The 15,955-nt window shown below is 68.6% G+C and carries 17 protein-coding genes; 11 read left to right on the forward strand and 6 right to left on the reverse strand.

The annotated features are described in order from the left end of the window. Positions 1-49 precede the first annotated feature (49 nt). From ABZ848_RS37815 to ABZ848_RS37825, 3 genes are read right to left on the reverse strand one after another with little or no spacing between them, the layout of a single operon-like run. The gene (locus ABZ848_RS37815) at positions 50-841 is read right to left on the reverse strand and encodes an AIM24 family protein (protein ID WP_360839320.1); all 792 of its coding nucleotides are present in this window, start codon (positions 839-841) and stop codon (positions 50-52) included. 2 nt (positions 842-843) lie between these two features. Further along, complete coding sequence (locus ABZ848_RS37820; protein ID WP_360839321.1) at positions 844-1,494, reverse strand: AIM24 family protein; 651 nt, start codon at positions 1,492-1,494, stop codon at positions 844-846. Position 1,495: 1 nt separating this feature from the next. Then, a complete protein-coding gene (locus tag ABZ848_RS37825; RefSeq protein WP_360839403.1) occupies positions 1,496-2,128 on the reverse strand; it encodes an AIM24 family protein in 633 nt (210 codons plus the stop codon). A 159-nt stretch (positions 2,129-2,287) separates the two neighbouring features. Here ABZ848_RS37825 and ABZ848_RS37830 point away from each other — a divergent pair, with 159 nt between their 5' ends. The 7 genes from ABZ848_RS37830 (at position 2,288) to ABZ848_RS37860 (ending at position 9,224) form a co-directional block, all read left to right on the forward strand. Next, positions 2,288-2,632, forward strand: a complete 345-nt coding sequence (locus tag ABZ848_RS37830; protein WP_360839322.1) for a DUF3817 domain-containing protein — start codon at positions 2,288-2,290, stop codon at positions 2,630-2,632. Further along, the gene (locus tag ABZ848_RS37835; RefSeq protein ID WP_360839324.1) at positions 2,629-2,922 is read left to right on the forward strand and encodes an MTH1187 family thiamine-binding protein; all 294 of its coding nucleotides are present in this window, start codon (positions 2,629-2,631) and stop codon (positions 2,920-2,922) included. Before ABZ848_RS37830 ends, ABZ848_RS37835 begins: the two co-directional genes overlap by 4 nt. Before the next feature lie 139 nt (positions 2,923-3,061). Beyond that, positions 3,062-3,823 carry a hypothetical protein gene (locus tag ABZ848_RS37840; RefSeq protein WP_360839326.1) on the forward strand — a complete coding sequence of 254 codons (762 nt, stop codon included), beginning with the start codon at positions 3,062-3,064 and terminating at the stop codon, positions 3,821-3,823. Next, on the forward strand, positions 3,820-4,500 hold the full coding sequence (locus ABZ848_RS37845) for a DUF4166 domain-containing protein (protein ID WP_360839327.1): 681 nt from the start codon (positions 3,820-3,822) through the stop codon (positions 4,498-4,500). Before ABZ848_RS37840 ends, ABZ848_RS37845 begins: the two co-directional genes overlap by 4 nt. Continuing rightward, on the forward strand, positions 4,497-5,150 hold the full coding sequence (locus ABZ848_RS37850; RefSeq protein ID WP_360839329.1) for a TetR/AcrR family transcriptional regulator: 654 nt from the start codon (positions 4,497-4,499) through the stop codon (positions 5,148-5,150). Before ABZ848_RS37845 ends, ABZ848_RS37850 begins: the two co-directional genes overlap by 4 nt. Positions 5,151-5,479: 329 nt before the next feature. Next, the gene (locus tag ABZ848_RS37855) at positions 5,480-7,264 is read left to right on the forward strand and encodes a cellulose synthase catalytic subunit (protein ID WP_360839330.1); all 1,785 of its coding nucleotides are present in this window, start codon (positions 5,480-5,482) and stop codon (positions 7,262-7,264) included. Between the two features lie 4 nt (positions 7,265-7,268). Next, the gene (locus tag ABZ848_RS37860; protein WP_360839331.1) at positions 7,269-9,224 is read left to right on the forward strand and encodes a kelch motif-containing protein; all 1,956 of its coding nucleotides are present in this window, start codon (positions 7,269-7,271) and stop codon (positions 9,222-9,224) included. A 9-nt stretch (positions 9,225-9,233) separates the two neighbouring features. On the opposite strand, the gene ABZ848_RS37865 is transcribed toward ABZ848_RS37860, so the two are convergent. Beyond that, positions 9,234-10,226 (reverse strand): glycoside hydrolase family 6 protein, encoded by a 993-nt coding sequence (locus ABZ848_RS37865; protein ID WP_360839333.1) that lies wholly within the window; start codon positions 10,224-10,226, stop codon positions 9,234-9,236. 171 nt (positions 10,227-10,397) lie between these two features. On the opposite strand from ABZ848_RS37865, the gene ABZ848_RS37870 reads away from it, so the two are divergent. Together ABZ848_RS37870 and ABZ848_RS37875 are read left to right on the forward strand one after the other, a co-directional pair. Beyond that, positions 10,398-10,907, forward strand: coding sequence for a MarR family transcriptional regulator (locus tag ABZ848_RS37870; RefSeq protein WP_360839334.1), 510 nt, complete (start codon positions 10,398-10,400; stop codon positions 10,905-10,907). A gap of 170 nt (positions 10,908-11,077) precedes the next feature. Continuing rightward, positions 11,078-11,548, forward strand: a complete 471-nt coding sequence (locus tag ABZ848_RS37875) for a hypothetical protein (RefSeq protein WP_360839404.1) — start codon at positions 11,078-11,080, stop codon at positions 11,546-11,548. Between the two features lie 2 nt (positions 11,549-11,550). Here ABZ848_RS37875 and ABZ848_RS37880 read toward each other — a convergent pair whose 3' ends face one another. Continuing rightward, positions 11,551-11,892: a DUF3817 domain-containing protein gene (locus ABZ848_RS37880; RefSeq protein ID WP_360839336.1), complete on the reverse strand. Its 342-nt coding sequence runs from the start codon at positions 11,890-11,892 to the stop codon at positions 11,551-11,553. Between the two features lie 65 nt (positions 11,893-11,957). On the opposite strand from ABZ848_RS37880, the gene ABZ848_RS37885 reads away from it, so the two are divergent. Then, on the forward strand, positions 11,958-13,658 hold the full coding sequence (locus tag ABZ848_RS37885) for a methylmalonyl-CoA mutase family protein (RefSeq protein ID WP_360839337.1): 1,701 nt from the start codon (positions 11,958-11,960) through the stop codon (positions 13,656-13,658). A gap of 32 nt (positions 13,659-13,690) precedes the next feature. On the opposite strand, the gene ABZ848_RS37890 is transcribed toward ABZ848_RS37885, so the two are convergent. After that, a complete protein-coding gene (locus tag ABZ848_RS37890) occupies positions 13,691-14,320 on the reverse strand; it encodes a TetR/AcrR family transcriptional regulator (protein ID WP_360839339.1) in 630 nt (209 codons plus the stop codon). 268 nt (positions 14,321-14,588) lie between these two features. Here ABZ848_RS37890 and ABZ848_RS37895 point away from each other — a divergent pair, with 268 nt between their 5' ends. Beyond that, positions 14,589-15,569, forward strand: coding sequence for a tetratricopeptide repeat protein (locus ABZ848_RS37895; protein WP_360839341.1), 981 nt, complete (start codon positions 14,589-14,591; stop codon positions 15,567-15,569). The last annotated feature ends 386 nt before the right edge of the window (positions 15,570-15,955 follow it).

Raw genomic sequence — 15,955 nt, forward strand, 5'->3', positions numbered from 1 at the left:
TCGTGTGACGGCGTGCACACGTTCGACGTCACACTCCGCAGACTACCGCTCACAGCCCGAAGCGACGCTGGAGGTCCCCCAGCTGTCCGGGAAGGCGCGGTGTGCCCGTTTGCTGTGCGGGGCCTGTGTGGGCCCCGCCGCCCGGCACGCCGGCCTGCTGCGGAACGGCCCCCGTGGCCTGCTCGGCCATGAGGGTCTCGGAGGACTGGAGCAGAACGGTGCCCGCTCCGACGAACTCGAACTGGTGCTCCTCCCCGGAGGCCCCGCCGAGGCCCGTCATCGCACGTAGACCGCCCATCAGGCCCGTCATATAGCCGTGGTCGTAGTGATGACACGGCGACGGGCAGTCGGCCCAGCCGACGAGCGCCTGCGGGTCCACCCGGATCGGGGGGTCCATGAACACCACCGGACCGTTGGATGCGGCCACGAACTTTCCGGTTCCGATCAGCGTCAGAAAACCCGGCACGATCGACTGCTTGAGCGCGAGACTTGGCTGAAAAGCGAGGAGGTTGCCCGAGCGAATGGTCAGGTTGCCGTCGTCGAGGTCGTACGAATTGACGTCGAAGGCCCGGTCGGCGAGGAGCATCTTGCCCGAACCCTCCGCCACGACCCAGTCGCTCGCGTGCAGTGGCGAATGAAAGGACGTACGGACAAGGCGGTCAAGCCGGCCGTGCCCGATGCCGTTGAACTCCATCGAGCCGTAGTAGGCGATCATCTTCCCCTTCTGCAGGAACCACTGGCTCCCCTTGAGCTCCACGCAGAAGGTGTACTTGTTGACGTTGTCGTCGACGGGCAGCGTCATGGGGTCGAAGACCGTCGGGCCGCCCGGAGTCCCGTACATGCTCACAGCTTCTCCTCCGAGGCCTGGACGTAGACCGTGCCGCTGCCGCTGAGCTCCAGCTGGAAGGCCTCGCCGGAGCCGCGGCCCACCATGTCGCGCCAGCCGAGCGCGGTGGACAGCTTGTTGCGTACGTCGCCGTGGTGGGCGACATAGGCCTGCGGGTCGACGTGCACGGCACGCCCCGGGGTGATCGGCACCTCGAAGACACCGCCGTGGGCCATCACCGCGACCGAGCCGACGCCCTGCAGGGTGGTCGTGAACAGCCCCTGGCCGGTGACCTGGCCGCGCACCATGCCCATGACCCCGCCCTGCGAGCCCATGAACATCGTCCCCTGCTGGAGCGTGCCCTCGAAGGCGAGCAACCGGTCGGCCTCCACGTACAGCGTGTCCCCGGTGAGGTTGATGACCTGCACGTGATGCCCGCCGTGCCCGAACAGCACGGTCCCACTGCCCTCGACGCTCATCAGGGGCGTCGCCTCGTTGGCGATCCGCCGCCCGATCATCGACATGACCCCGCCCTGCCCACCCTGCATGTTGGGCGTGAAGGACACCTCGCCCTTGTAGGCGAGCATCGCGCCGCGCTGGCTGAACAGCCGCTGCCCCGGCACCACGGTGGCCTCGATCATCTTGGAGTTGATCTCACGGAATGCCACGTCACACATCCCCCGCGATCGTGTTCCGCTCACTCGGCTGCACGTACACCAGCCCGTCCCCCTCGAAGCGGATCTGGAAGGCCTCGCCGCCGCCCTCCCCGAGGAAGGTGCGGAAGGTCACACCGGACTGGAACGACTGCCGCAGATTCCCCTGATGAGCGATATAGGCCCCCGGATCGACGGTCAACGGATACTGCGCGCTCACCCGGAGCACCACGGCCGGCCCGTCCGACATGATCGCGGCCTGCCCGTGCCCCTCGACGGTCGTCGTGAACAGCCCGTTGCCCTGCGAGGCGCCGCGCAGGCCCGTGAACGTCGTGCCCGTCCTGAGCCCCGCGTCGGTCGCGAGCAGATTGCTCGACTCCACGTACAGCTTGTCCCCCTGGAGACTCACGAGGTTGATCTCGGAGGCCCGGTCGGCGAACCAGCACGTCCCCTGCCCCCGCACCTCCATCACGGTCATCTGCTCGCCCGTGATCCGCCGGGTCACCATCCCCCGGATCCCCTCACCCCCACCGCTCAGCTTCTTGAACGCCATCTGCCCGTCGTACGCGACCATCGAGCCGTTCTTCGCCTTCACGGCGTCCCCGGTCATGTCGACGGCGAGCACTTTGCTGCCTTGAAGTCGGAACATCGCCACGCTGCGAAGGTAGCCGCAGGGCCGGTGCGCCGAACAGGGCCCGTGGGTGGAGAGGGACCCTGAGCGCACCCCTAGGTGGACTGTTTGTCACAATGGGCGAACGCTTGTGCTTCCGTTCACAAAGAGCGACCTGTCTCCCACCGAAGGTGACCCGTGGACCTCAAGACCGCCACCGCCCTCCGCCGCCTCCGCCTCGTCTCCGCGCCCGAGGCGGTCTCCTTCCTCCTCCTCCTGGTCTGCTCAGTGCTGAAGCGGACCACGGACTTCAACGCGGTGCCGGTGATGGGCATGGTCCACGGAGTCCTGTTCATCCTGTACGTGATCTTCTGGGCGGACGCCTGGAACCGCACCAAGTGGTCCCCGAAGACCGCCGCCCTCTACTTCGTCCTCTCCATCCTCCCCACCGGCGGCTTCTTCGCCGAGCGCAAGCTCAAGCGCGCCGCCGAGGACGAGGTCATCGCCTCCCGCGCCCGCAAGGAAGGGGTCGTGAACGCATGATCGTCGCCTTCTCCGTGACCCCGCTCGGGGTCGGCGAGGACGTCGGCGAGTACGTCGCCGACGCGGTCCGGGTCGTCCGCGAGTCCGGCCTGCCCAACCGCACCGACGCGATGTTCACCAGCATCGAGGGCGAGTGGGACCAGGTCATGGACGTGGTGAAGCGCGCCGTCGCCGCCGTGGAGGCACGGGCCCCACGCGTCTCCCTGGTCCTCAAGGCGGACATCCGCCCCGGCGTCACCGACGGCCTCACCTCCAAGGTGGAGACGGTGGAGCGGCACCTCGCCGACTAGTCGGTTGGAAAGACAAACCCCGGCCCATGGGCCGGGGTTTTCTCGTCCCACCCATTTGAGCACTCGCTCAATTAGGTGTACGTTCCTCTCCAGACCACTTGAGCACTCGCTCAAAAAGTCGCTGACCTGGGGGAATCTGATGAGCCAGACCGGGCTCTACATAGAGGCGCGAATCCGCGCCGACCTCGACGATCTCTGGAACCGCACCCAGGAGCCGTCCCGACACCAGCGCTGGGACCTCCGCTTCACCGAGATCACCTACCTCCCGCGCGAGAAGGACGAGCCGCAGCACTTCCGGTACGCCACGCGCGTGCTGCCCTTCCTCACGATCGCAGGCACCGGCGTCTCGGCGGGGGAGCGGGAGCGTCCCGACGGCACCCGCACCTCAGCGCTCCGCTTCTCCTCCCCGCACCCGCTCTCCCTGCTCGCCGAGGGCAGCGGCTACTGGCGCTACGTCCCCGACGGCGACGGAGTCCGCTTCCTCACCGGCTACGACTACCGCCCCCGCTGGGGCAGGTTCGGCACCGTCGCCGACCGCCTGCTGTTCCGCCCCCTGATGGGCTGGGCGACGGCCTGGTCCTTCGACCGCCTCCGCCTCTGGCTGGAGCGCGGGATCACCCCCGAGCGGGCCCTGCGCAACTGGCTGGCCGAACTGCTGCTGCGCACCCTCGTGATCACGGCCGCCTGCACAGGCATCGGCGAGCAGCGCTTCCTCCACTTGTTCGGACCACTCGCGCCGACAATGGCGTACGCCTGGCCGCTGTTCCTGATCATCGCCGTCTCCCTCGCGCTGTTCAAAGCGCCCCTCCCGGGCACCCCGGCGGCCCGCCGCTGCCTGCGCACGCCACCCACACGCGTCCGCGCACCCCGTCTGCTGCGCACCTTGGAGGGCCCGCGATGACCTCGATCTTCCGCACCGCGATGGGCACGGACTTCGACCGCCTCCACCCGCAACTCCAGCGCCGCTTCTCGGTGGGCCTGACGAGCGGCGAGGCCTGCACCGGCCGGGGCGTGATGGACCGCATCTGGCACGGCGCCCCCTGGGTGAAGCCGTTCCTCGCCCTCGGCGCGACCCGCAACATCCTCGTCCCCACACCGGGCCGCGCTGTCCCGTTCGTCATCGAGAACGTCCCGTACACGGACACCCACGGCCGTGAGACGGTGACCTTCGTGCGCACCTTCGACCTGCCCGGCCGCCCCCGCCGCTTCGACGCCCAGATGGTCCTGAGCCCGAAGGGCGACCGCATCCTGGACTACCTCGGCACGCACCAGCACCTCGCCAGCGAGCTCCACCTCACGGCGGAGCCGGACGGCTCACTCCTCATCCGCTCCGGCGAACACCGCTTCCGCGAGGGCATGGTGGACACGCGAGTGCCCGAACTCATAGGCGCCACCGCCGAAGTACGCGAGTCATACAACGACAACACGGCCTGCTTCCGCATCCAAGTCCGGGTGGTCAACCGCTACTTCGGCCCCCTCTTCGGCTACGAGGGCTCCTTCAGGCCGACCTATACGGACATCCGCACCTGCGGCGTACGCCGAGGCCTGCGCCCCGTCCGCGAGGAGCCACGCGCATGAGCCCCGAAACAACAAAGTCGCTGGAAACCAAGACGAAACTCCTGGAGGGCGCCCTACGCACCCTCACAGAACAGGGCATCGCGAAGACCTCGGCCCGCTCCATCGCAGCCACGGCCGGAGTCAACCAGGCCCTGGTCTTCTACCACTTCGGCTCGGTCGACGAACTCCTGGCCGCGGCCTGCCGTTACGGCACCGAGCAACGAGTGGAGCGCTACCGAGAGCGACTCGACCGAATCGCCTCCCTGGGCGAACTCCTGGCATTCGGCCGGGAGATGCACGAGGAGGAGAAGGCCGTCGGCCACGTGGCCGTCCTGGGCCAACTCCTCGCAGGCGCCCAGACGAACCCACCCCTCGCCCCGGCCACGGCGGCAGGCCTGGACACCTGGATCGCGGAGATCGAGAAGGTCCTCACCCGCGTCCTCACCCACACCCCCTTCGGAGAGTTCACCGACCCCACCGGCCTGGCCCGCGCCGTAGCGGCGTCCTTCGTAGGCATAGAGCTGTACGAGGGAGTGGACCCAACCGGAGCACAAGCGGCCCTGGACGCCCTGGACCAACTGGGCACCCTGATGGCCGCCCTGGAGGGCCTGGGCCCCGTGGCCCAGCGAGCGATCCGCCACCACCTCCGCCGCACGACGGCTCGCCGCTGAAGGGGCGCGGCAGCCGCGTACGGCGAGAAGGGGGCGGGGCGGGGGTGTCCGCCCGCAGCGAATGGCGCGTCAACCCCAGCACCTTCCTGGCCGACCGATTCCGCGCCGTTCCGAGGACGGACACCCCCGACCCGGCCCCGACCCACAACCAAACCAAAGGCGCTACACGAGCCCCCACCGAACCCGCAGCGGCGCCGCAGGCATCCCCACCACGCACCCGAGGTCACCCACCCACCTGGACGCGCCCGGTTCGACACGCCAACAAATCTCCACTTGTGTGTGGTTATCGGCCTAGATCGCCGAGAATTCCTCACCTCTTGGAGGGCGCTGTGCGGCCGGAGGGCTACGACTACGACACCCACAGCAGGCTGGCCGGACCGCTCACCGAGCCGTCCGCCGACCCGTACCGGGTGCAGTACACCTCGCTCCTCTCCAGCGAGCCCCACCGAATACGCGCGATCCTCCTGATGAGCCTGGCGCCGATACTCACCGCGGCCCTGCTCGTCTACCTCGTCTGGCCCACCCACTGGGTGGAGCGCGAGGGCGGCGACGAGTGGATGGTCGGCCTGGACATCGCGATGCTCATAGCCATCGGCCTCATCGAGCTGTTCATGGTCGTCAACGTCGCCTCGGTCGCCCACGCCACCCTGGTCGCCCGCGACCCCATCCCCGTCGTCCCCGAGCCTGGCACCCGCGTCGCCTTCCTGACGACGTACGTCCCGGGCAAGGAACCCCTCTCCATGGTCCGCGCCACCCTCGAAGGCGCCGTGCGGATCACCCACACCGGCCCGCTGGACGTCTGGCTCCTGGACGAGGGCGACGACGAGCAGGCCAAGGCGCTCTGCGCGGAACTGGGCGTACGCCACTTCACCCGGTACGGCGTCCCCGAGTGGAACCGCCCCAAGGGCGTCCACAAGGCCCGTACCAAACACGGCAACTACAACGCCTGGATCGCCATGCACGGCGACGCCTACGACTTCTTCGCCTCGGTCGACACCGACCACGTCCCGCTCCCCAACTTCCTGGAACGGATGATGGGTTACTTCAGGGACCCGGACGTCGCCTTCGTAGTGGGCCCGCAGGTGTACGGCAACTACCACAACCCCGTCACCAAGGCAGCCGAGTCCCAGCAGTTCCTCTTCCACGCGCTGATCCAGCGCGCCGGCAACCGCTACCGCTCACCCATGTTCGTCGGCACCAACAACGTCGTACGAATCTCGGCCCTAAGACAAATCGGCGGCCTCTACGACTCCATCACCGAGGACATGGCCACCGGCTTCGAACTCCACCGGCACCGCAACCCCCTCACCCGCCACCACTGGCGCTCCGTCTACACCCCGGACGTGCTGGCGGTGGGCGAGGGCCCCGCGTCCTGGACGGACTTCTTCACCCAGCAGATGCGCTGGTCGCGCGGCACGTACGAAACACTCCTCAAGCAGTACTGGAAGGCACCGTTCACCATGCCTCCCGGCCGGCTGTTCTCGTACACGCTGATGCTCGTCTACTACCCGATGACGGCGGTCAACTGGCTCCTCGGCATTCTCAGCTGTGTCCTGTTCCTCTGGTTCGGCGCGTCCGGCACCCAGGTCGCCGCCTCGGTCTGGCTGATGCTCTACAGCGACGCGGCGGCGCTCCAGATCGGCCTCTACCTCTGGAACCGCCGGCACAACGTCTCCCCGCACGAACCGCAGGGCTCGGGCGGCCTCGCAGGCATGGCGATGTCGGCGCTCTCCGCCCCCATCTACCTCAAGTCCTTCGGCGAGGCCCTGATCCGCCGCCCGTCCCGCTTCGTCGTCACCCCCAAGGGCGCCGACGCCAGCCCCGACCGGCTGCTCACCTTCCGTATCCACGTCTTCTGGGCGATCGTCCTCGCGACCTCCCTGGCCGCCTCGGTCGTCCTCGACCACACCCACGCGGCCATGCGCACCTGGGCGGTCCTGGCCATGGCGATCGCCCTGGCACCACTCGGCGTGTGGTGCTCCACACAGCTCAGGCACCGCCGGGAGCGCCGGGCACCGCACCGCACCCCCCGCACGGTCGACGGCGCCGAGCCCGCCCTGGCCACCAGCGGCGCCGGCTCCCCGGTCTCCGGCTCCACGACAGGAGGCAACTGACGCCATGGCCTACCAGCCGTCGCAAAAGACGAAGAAGACCGTACTGGGCATCGGAGGCATAGCGATCCTGGCCGGACTCAACGCGCCAGCGGCCCTCGACTTCACCGCCGAGAAGTACCACGAGTACGAGATCGCCCAGCCCGGGTACCAGGCGAAGTACGGCTCCTGGACCCAGATCGACATCCCGAGCCAGTACCGCACCAACGCCATCCACGCGGCGCTCCTGCACACCGGCAAGGTGCTGATCGTCGCCGGTTCGGGCAACGAGCAGAAGAAGTTCGACGCCGGGTCCTTCGACACGATCCTGTGGGATCCGAAGACGGACACCTTCAAGAAGATCCCCACCCCGGACGACTTCTTCTGCTCCGGACACTCCCAACTCCCCGACGGCAGACTGCTCGTGGCCGGCGGAACCGCCCGCTATGAGCGCCTCGGCGGCGAGGTCAAGCGGGCCGGCGGCGGAATGCGGGTCAAGAACGAGAACCCCGACAAGGCGGTGTTCCTGAAGAAGGGCACCCGCTTCAGATCGCCCGCCGGAGTCGAGTACGTCAGCAAGTTCGACGTCACCGTCCCCAAGGCCAAGCGCTCCTTCAAGGTCACCTACAACGCCCGCGGTGTCATGCAGCCCTGGCAGACCAGGGTCACCGCGAGCGAGGTCCGGGTCTTCGTCGAGGCCGTCGAGTCCGGCCCCATGTCGGTCACCGAGAAGCAGTCGCAGTACGACATCGAGGGCCTGACCGGCAAGGACGCCAACAACACCTACGGCCTGAGCGAGAAGATCACGCTCGACAAACAGGATTTCCAAGGCATCCGAGCCGCCTACGAGTTCGACCCCAAGGCCGAGCGGTACATCCCCGTCGACCCGATGAAGAAGGCCCGTTGGTATCCAACCCTCGTCGGCCTCGACGACGGACGCGTGCTCGCCGTCTCCGGCCTCGACGACGTAGGGGTCATCGACCCGGGCGACAACGAGATCTACGACCCGAAGACCAAGAAGTGGTCGATGGGCCCCAAGCGCTACTTCCCCACCTACCCCGCGCTCTTCCTCACCAAGGGCGGCAAGCTCTTCTACCCGGCCTCCAACGCCGGTTACGGCCCCGCCGACAAGGGCCGCGAACCGGGCCTGTGGGACCTGAAGACCAACACCTTCAAGAAGGTGCCGGGCCTGCGCGACCCGGAGGAGACCGAGACCTCCTCCTCGCTGCTGCTGCCGCCCGCGCAGGACCAGAAGGTGATGATCCTGGGCGGCGGAGGCGTCGGCGAGTCCAAGAAGTCGACCCCGCGCACGGCCGTGGTGGACCTGAAGAAGGACAACCCGGTCTTCGAGGACGGCCCCAACCTCCCGCAGGGCACGCGCTACCTGAACAGCGTGATCATGCCGGACGACTCCGTCTTCACCACCAACGGCTCCGAGGACTACCGCGGCCGCAGCGCCAGCAACATCCTCAAGGCACAGTTCTACGACCCCAAGGGCAACGTCTTCCGGGAGGCGGCCGCGCCCACGGTCGGCCGCAACTACCACTCCGAGGCGCTGCTCCTGCCCGACGGCCGGGTCGCCACCTTCGGCTCCGACCCGCTCTTCGACGACCAGCAGAACACCAAGCTGGGCCACTTCGAGCAGCGCATGGAGGTCTTCACGCCGCCCCTGCTGCACAAGTACGGCAAGAGCCGGCCGGTGCTGGAGGACGGCCCGCAGGAACTCGACAAGCACCACCGGGCGACGTACCGCACGGACCACCCCGACCGGGTGGTGAAGGCCCGTCTGATGCGGCCCAGCGCGGTCACCCACACCACCGACGTCGAGCAGCGCTCCATCGAACTCGGCCTGACCAAGGACGCCCACTCGGTGACCGTGGACGTACCGAAGGACCGGGCGCTGGTGCCGCCCGGCTGGTACATGCTGTTCGTGACGGACGCGCAGGGCACGCCGTCGGAGGCGAAGTGGATCCAGGTCAGGTGAACTCCCGGGTCACGCCTTGGAGTTGCGCGCCAGCTCCAGGGCGTACTCCGGCCACCACTGGCCCGCGTCGGGGCCGCCCTCGCAGGTGCCGTCCGACTCGCCGGGCCTCTTGATCCATAGGTAGGCGTCCAGGGCGGGTTCCCCGGTGTCGGTCGTCGGCCGGGTGCCGAGGGCGCGCCCGGGCGGGTTGCACCAGGCGCCCGGCAGCGGACCCTTCCCGTTGCGGCTGGTGTCGATGACGAAGTGCTTGCCGCCGAGGTCGCCGGAGAGCTGGAGGCCGTACTTCTTGGTGCGTTCGTTGGTCTGGAAGTTGGAGACGTTGAGCGAGAAGCCGTCTGCCTGCTCGATGCCGGCCCGCTTGAGCGGCTCGACCAGCTTCCAGGGCTCGCGGATCCAGGACGGATTGCCCGCGTCCAGATAGACCTTCGTGTGCGGTTGCTGCTTCAGCCGGACGATCGCCTCGCTCAGCAGCTGCTCGCGCTCGTCGTGGTACTCGCCGGGCGTGCAGCCGTCCACGATGTGGGACACGGCGTCCGGCTCCAGGACCACGAGCGCCTTGCTGTCGCCGAGCGCCTCCGCGAACTTCCCGATCCAGGCCCGGTAGGCGTCCGCGTCGGCCGCGCCGCCCGCCGAGTGCTGGCCGCAGTCGCGGTGCGGGATGTCGTACGCCACGAAGAGCGCCGTACGGCCCTCGGAGGTGGCGGAGGCGGTGGCCGCGCGGATGGCGGGGCCGGGGTCGATCTCGCCGGCGGGCCACAGGGCGGCCGGCTCGTCGGCGATCTTCGCGAGCAGCTCGGCGTCCTTGGTCCGGCCCTCGCGCCGCCACATCTGGATCTGCTCGGCGGCGTTGCTCGCCGGGTCGACCCAGAAGGGCGTCGAGGTGTCCGGGCTCGTGGAGGCGGCGCCCGCGACGGAGGCCTCGTCGACGCCGGACCCGGACGAGCAGCCCGCCGCGAGCCCGAGGACCGCGAGAGCCGCGAGGGTGTGGATCAGCCGGGGCATGCTGCTCCCTTGGGCGATGGTGACGTTCAGTGACGATTTGTCGCCAATCGTGACACAGGGGCATGGGGGCGGCCGGAACCGACATGACCTCGATGGAGGTCATGTGGACCACTCGGACCGAAAGGCGAGACGGGGCTGACCACCATGTGACCGGCCGGTAAGGTCGATGGCGTGCCGAAGCCGCTCAGTCTCCCCTTCGATCCCATCGCCCGCGCCGACGAACTCTGGAAGCGGCGCTGGGGGAACGTGCCGTCCATGGCGGCCATCACCTCGATCATGCGCGCGCACCAGATCCTGCTCGCCGAGGTCGACGCGGTGGTGAAGCCGTACGGGCTCACGTTCGCGCGGTACGAGGCGCTGGTGCTGCTCACCTTCTCCAAGGAGGGCGAGCTGACCATGTCGAAGATCGGTGAGCGGCTGATGGTGCACCCCACGTCGGTGACGAACACGGTCGACCGCCTGGTCAAGTCCGGCCTGGTCGCCAAGCGCCCCAACCCGAACGACGGCCGCGGCACCCTCGCGGTCATCACCGAGAAGGGCCGAGAGGTCGTCGAGTCGGCCACCCGCGACCTGATGGCGATGGACTTCGGCCTGGGCGTCTACGACGCGGAGGAATGCGCCGAGATCTTCGCGATGCTGCGCCCGCTGAGGGTGGCGGCGAGCGACTTCGACGAGGACTGAGGCTGCCGGTCAACGAGGGCGGGCCTGGTCACACCTGAAGGTGATCCCTCCAGCGCATTATCGATCCGGCTAATCGAACGCGCCGATCCCTCTGCGATCTTGCTGGTCGACCAATATCCGGACGTTCAGTGTCCTGATGCGCTTTGACCAGGGGAATCGCCGTGTCGAAAATTCGCAATGCCGCTCGTCGTCTGTTCACCGCCGGGGGTGCGACCGTGCTCTTCACCGCCGTCGCTCTCGGGGCCGGGGGAGAGGCTCAGGCCGACGCGACAGGGTCCGCGGCGGTCGGGACGTTCAGCTATGACCTGCACGGGGCCGGTGTGAAGGTCCCGGTCGGATGTTTCCTGACGCACTCGATCGACGGTTCGGGCAAGCGGATCACCGCGCAGAAGGCGGGCGTGGACTGCGTGGGCCTCGCCGCCGCGTTCTCCGAGTTCTGCAACTGGAGGATCGATTTCACCTACGCGGACATGAACAACAGGACGTACAAGGTCTCGCGAGGCAAGACGCACCCGGAGTGCAAGGGTGACCCGCTCAGGCGTAACTCGGCGCAGACGCTGCCCAAGTACGGCAAGGCATGTGCGAGGTTCTACGTGAACGGCAAGCTGCGCGCCACGCAGTGTCACTTCATCACGAAGTGAGATCAGACGGCGGCGGGCTTCGGCGCCGTGTCCTCGGCGATGAGCGGGCTGACCTCGCGGGTCACCTTGCGTTCGACGAAGAGCGCGGCAGTCGGGACCGTGCCGGCGAGGAGCACCCAGGCGAGGCGGCCCAGCGGCATCTTCGCCTTGGTGCCCAGGTCGAAGGCGAAGACCAGGTAGATCACGTACAGCCAGCCGTGGGCGATGCCGACCACGGTGACGAAGCCGTCGAATCCGTTCAGGTCCAGAACCCGCTTACCGATGACGCCGATCGTCAGCAGGATCAGCAGGACGGCGGTGACATAGGCCATTACCCGGTACCGGGTCAGGACGCTCTTCTTCATGGCGTCGAGCGTAACGGGTGGCCTGCCGTCGACAATTACTAGGACGTCCTAGTAAATTCGAGGGTATGGACGCTGACGCCATCGAGGAGGGTCGCCTTCGTTGGCAGGCCCGGTTTGACGCCTCGCGGAAGCGGGAGGCGGACTTCAGCACGGTTTCCGGGGATTCCGTCCAGGCTGTTTACGGGCCTCGGGGCGGGGACGTGTATCAGGGGTTCGAGCGGATCGGGTGGCCTGGGGAGTTTCCGTTCACGCGGGGGCTCTACTCCACCGGGTATCGGGGGCGGACCTGGACCATCCGGCAGTTCGCCGGGTTCGGGAACGCCGAGCAGACCAATGAGCGGTACCGGATGATCCTCCGGAGCGGGGGCGGGGGGCTCTCCGTCGCTTTCGACATGCCGACCCTCATGGGGCGGGACAGCGACGATCCGCGCTCGCTCGGGGAGGTCGGGCACTGCGGGGTCGCCGTCGACTCCGCCGCCGACATGGAGGTGCTGTTCCGGGACATCCCGCTCGGGGATGTGACCACCTCCATGACCATCAGCGGGCCCGCCGTGCCCGTCTTCTGCATGTATCTCGTCGCCGCCGAGCGGCAGGGCGTCGATCCCCGGGTCCTCAACGGGACCCTCCAGACCGACATCTTCAAGGAGTACATCGCCCAGAAGGAGTGGCTCTTCCAGCCCGAGCCCCATCTGCGGCTGATCGGCGACCTCATGGAGTACTGCGCCGCCGCGATCCCCGACTACAAGCCGCTCTCCGTGTCCGGCTACCACATCCGGGAGGCCGGGGCGACGGCCGCGCAGGAGCTCGCCTACACGCTCGCCGACGGATTCGGGTACGTGGAGCTGGGGTTGAGCCGGGGGCTGGATGTCGATGTGTTCGCGCCCGGGCTCTCCTTCTTCTTCGACGCCCACGTCGACTTCTTCGAGGAGATCGCCAAGTTCCGCGCCGCGCGCCGGATCTGGGCGCGGTGGATGCGGGACGTCTACGGGGCGCGGTCCGAGAGGGCGCAGTGGCTGCGCTTCCACACCCAGACCGCCGGAGTCTCGCTGACCGCCCAGCAGCCGTACAACAACGTGGTGCGTACGGCCGTCGAGGCCCTCGCCGCCGTGCTCGGCGGCACCAACTCGCTGCACACCAACGCCCTGGACGAGACCCTCGCCCTGCCGAGCGAGCAGGCCGCCGAGATCGCGCTCAGGACCCAGCAGGTGCTGATGGAGGAGACCGGCGTCGCCAACGTGGCCGATCCGCTGGGCGGTTCGTGGTTCGTCGAGCAGCTGACGGACCGGATCGAGGCCGACGCCGAGAGGATCTTCGAGCAGATCAAGGAGCGCGGACTGCGGGCGCATCCCGACGGGCGGCACCCCATCGGGCCCGTCACCTCCGGGATCCTGCGCGGCATCGAGGACGGCTGGTTCACCGGCGAGATCGCCGACTCCGCCTTCAAGTACCAGCAGGCGCTGGAGAAGGGCGACAAGAAGGTCGTCGGCGTGAACGTCCACACCGGGTCCGTCACCGGCGACCTGGAGATCCTGCGGGTCGGCCACGAGGTGGAGCGGGAGCAGGTGCGGGTTCTGGGTGAGCGGAAGGCTGCGCGGGACGACGGCGCGGTACGCGGCGCGCTCGACGCGATGCTCGCCGCCGTGCGGTCCGGCGCCAACATTATCGACCCGATGCTGGACGCCGTACGGGCCGAGGCGACGCTCGGGGAGATCTGCGGGGCGCTGCGGGACGAGTGGGGGACGTACACCGAGCCGGCGGGCTTCTAGAGCCCTCCGGGTTCTAGAGGGGCCTCGGGCTTCTAGAGAGCCTGCGAGGCCCCCGACAGGCCCAGCAGCAGGACCCGCGTGAAGCTGCGCACCCACTCCTCGTCCGCCGGCTCCGCGCTCACCAGCGTGCGGTGCACCACCGCGCCCGCCACCACGTCGAAGATCAGGTCGACCGTACGGGCCGCCTCCCCGGGATCCGTCTCCGCGGGCAGCTCCCCGCGCCGCTGCGCCCGCGCCCGGCCCTCCAGGACCAGCCGCTTCTGGCGGTCCACGATCGACTCCCGGATCCGCTCCCGCAGCGCGTCGTCGCGGATGGACTCCGCGACCACCGCCATCAGACCGCTCTTGGCCTCCGGACGGGCCAGGATCGCCGCGAACTGCAGGACCACGCCCTCGATGTCCGCGGCCAGCGTGCCCCGGTCCGGCAGCCGCAGCTCGTCGAAGAGCTCCGCGACCGCGTCCACGACCAGCTCGTTCTTGCCGGCCCAGCGGCGGTACAGCGTGGTCTTCGCGACCCCGGCCCGGGTCGCCACGTCGCCCAGCGTGAGCTTGGACCAGCCCAGCTCCACCAGCGCCTCCCGGGTCGCCGCGAGGATCGCGGCGTCGGCCTCGGCGCTGCGCGGGCGTCCGGTGGCGCGTGGGGCGGGAGTGCGGCTCTGCATCCCATGACCATAACCGGCGGTTCCTGTGACGCCGTGAGGGAGATCACCAAGGGGTGGTACCGGGGAGGCACCCGGTGCCATTACGCTACGACTCGTAGCGAAAGCTCGTGAGTGACTCCACGGGCGACGACCACGGGCGTGGGGTGGGGACCCGGCGCCGACAGCGAACAGCACGTTCAGGTGCACGGCACGACGTTCAACGGCGAACGGCACGACCGGCTTTCACAACGCTTTTCACTTGCGCGCGGGATCGGGGGAGGATAGACGCATGCAGCCACGGAACATGTCCATGAGCGGAGTCGTCGACCTCGCCGCGGTGAAGGCGGCCCAGGAGGCCAAGGCGAAGGCGGAGCAGGCGCGCGCCGAAGCGGCCCGGCAGGGCGGCGGCCCGGGCGCCGTCTCCCCGGCCGACCTGGTGATCGACGTAGACGAGGCCGGGTTCGAGCGCGACGTCCTGCAGCGGTCCACCGAAGTGCCCGTCGTCATCGACTTCTGGGCCGAGTGGTGCGAGCCCTGCAAGCAGCTGAGCCCGGTGCTCGAGCGGCTCGCCGTCGAGTACAACGGGCGCTTCCTCCTTGCCAAGATCGACGTCGACGCCAACCAGATGCTGATGCAGCAGTTCGGGATCCAGGGGATCCCGGCCGTCTTCGCCGTGGTGGCGGGGCAGGCGCTGCCGCTCTTCCAGGGCGCCGCGAGCGAGCCGCAGATCCGGCAGACCCTCGACCAGCTGGTGCAGGTCGCCGAGCAGCGCTTCGGCCTGACCGGCCTGACGGTCGACCCCGAGGCCGAGCCCGGTGGCGTACGCGAGGCGGTCGAGACGGAGCCGGCCGGCCCGTACGACGCCCTCCTCGAAGCCGCCGTACAGGCCCTGGACTCGGGGGATCTGGGCGGTGCGGTGCAGGCGTACAAGAACGTGCTGAGCGACGACCCGGGCAACCCCGAGGCCAAACTCGGGCTCGCGCAGGCCGAGTTGCTCCAGCGCGTGCAGGGGGTCGACCCGCAGCAGGTGCGCAAGGACGCGGCCGAGAAGCCGGCCGACACCCAGGCGCAGATCCTCGCCGCGGACCTCGATCTGGTCGGCGGTCATGTGGAGGACGCCTTCGGACGGCTCATCGACACCGTTCGACGCACGGTGGGTGACGACCGGGACACGGTACGTCTGCGACTGCTGGAGCTTTTCGAGGTGGTTGGGGCGGATGATCCGCGTGTGGCGGCGGCCCGCAGGGCGCTTGCGCGTGCGCTGTTCTGAGCAGGGCGGCGGCCCGGTTCTGACCAGTCGCTAAACGTCACGGCATGTGATGCCCGAGTGAAAGATTTGCCGACGGAATGTCACTGCGGCCGCGCTTTACCAAATCTTGGTAATCGCGGCCGCTGTTACTGCGAGTAAGTTGCGGCCGTTGATCTGTCGGATTCTGTCCATTCATCAACGTCTTTGTCCTCCCCCTCGACTGCACCCTGCGTCGCCACCCGAGACCTGTGGGTCGTTGTTCGGTTATCCGGCCGTTACTACCCAGTAACGAAGCCCCTTGTGCGGGCGGCGAGAATGCACCACGATCGGCGACGCTCGGTCCATTCCCGTACCCCGACAGCCGGTCGGGTCGCGGGGGTTCCTGGGTCCCCACCGAGCAGAGTTCG

Origin of the sequence: Streptomyces sp. NPDC047081 (assembly GCF_040643775.1) — a bacterium.
GTDB lineage: Bacteria > Actinomycetota > Actinomycetes > Streptomycetales > Streptomycetaceae > Streptomyces.

Bases quoted from the DNA above. Each gene is read 5' to 3' on its own strand.
- ABZ848_RS37840 (WP_360839326.1), top strand. From the start codon at position 3,062: ATGAGCCAGACCGGGCTCTACATAGAGGCGCGAATCCGCGCCGACCTC.
- ABZ848_RS37880 (WP_360839336.1), bottom strand. From the start codon at position 11,892: ATGAAGAAGAGCGTCCTGACCCGGTACCGGGTAATGGCCTATGTCACC.
- ABZ848_RS37885 (WP_360839337.1), top strand. From the start codon at position 11,958: ATGGACGCTGACGCCATCGAGGAGGGTCGCCTTCGTTGGCAGGCCCGG.
- ABZ848_RS37850 (WP_360839329.1), top strand. From the start codon at position 4,497: ATGAGCCCCGAAACAACAAAGTCGCTGGAAACCAAGACGAAACTCCTG.
- ABZ848_RS37860 (WP_360839331.1), top strand. From the start codon at position 7,269: ATGGCCTACCAGCCGTCGCAAAAGACGAAGAAGACCGTACTGGGCATC.
- ABZ848_RS37835 (WP_360839324.1), top strand. From the start codon at position 2,629: ATGATCGTCGCCTTCTCCGTGACCCCGCTCGGGGTCGGCGAGGACGTC.
- ABZ848_RS37825 (WP_360839403.1), bottom strand. From the start codon at position 2,128: ATGTTCCGACTTCAAGGCAGCAAAGTGCTCGCCGTCGACATGACCGGG.
- ABZ848_RS37895 (WP_360839341.1), top strand. From the start codon at position 14,589: ATGCAGCCACGGAACATGTCCATGAGCGGAGTCGTCGACCTCGCCGCG.
- ABZ848_RS37890 (WP_360839339.1), bottom strand. From the start codon at position 14,320: ATGCAGAGCCGCACTCCCGCCCCACGCGCCACCGGACGCCCGCGCAGC.
- ABZ848_RS37845 (WP_360839327.1), top strand. From the start codon at position 3,820: ATGACCTCGATCTTCCGCACCGCGATGGGCACGGACTTCGACCGCCTC.
- ABZ848_RS37815 (WP_360839320.1), bottom strand. From the start codon at position 841: ATGTACGGGACTCCGGGCGGCCCGACGGTCTTCGACCCCATGACGCTG.
- ABZ848_RS37865 (WP_360839333.1), bottom strand. From the start codon at position 10,226: ATGCCCCGGCTGATCCACACCCTCGCGGCTCTCGCGGTCCTCGGGCTC.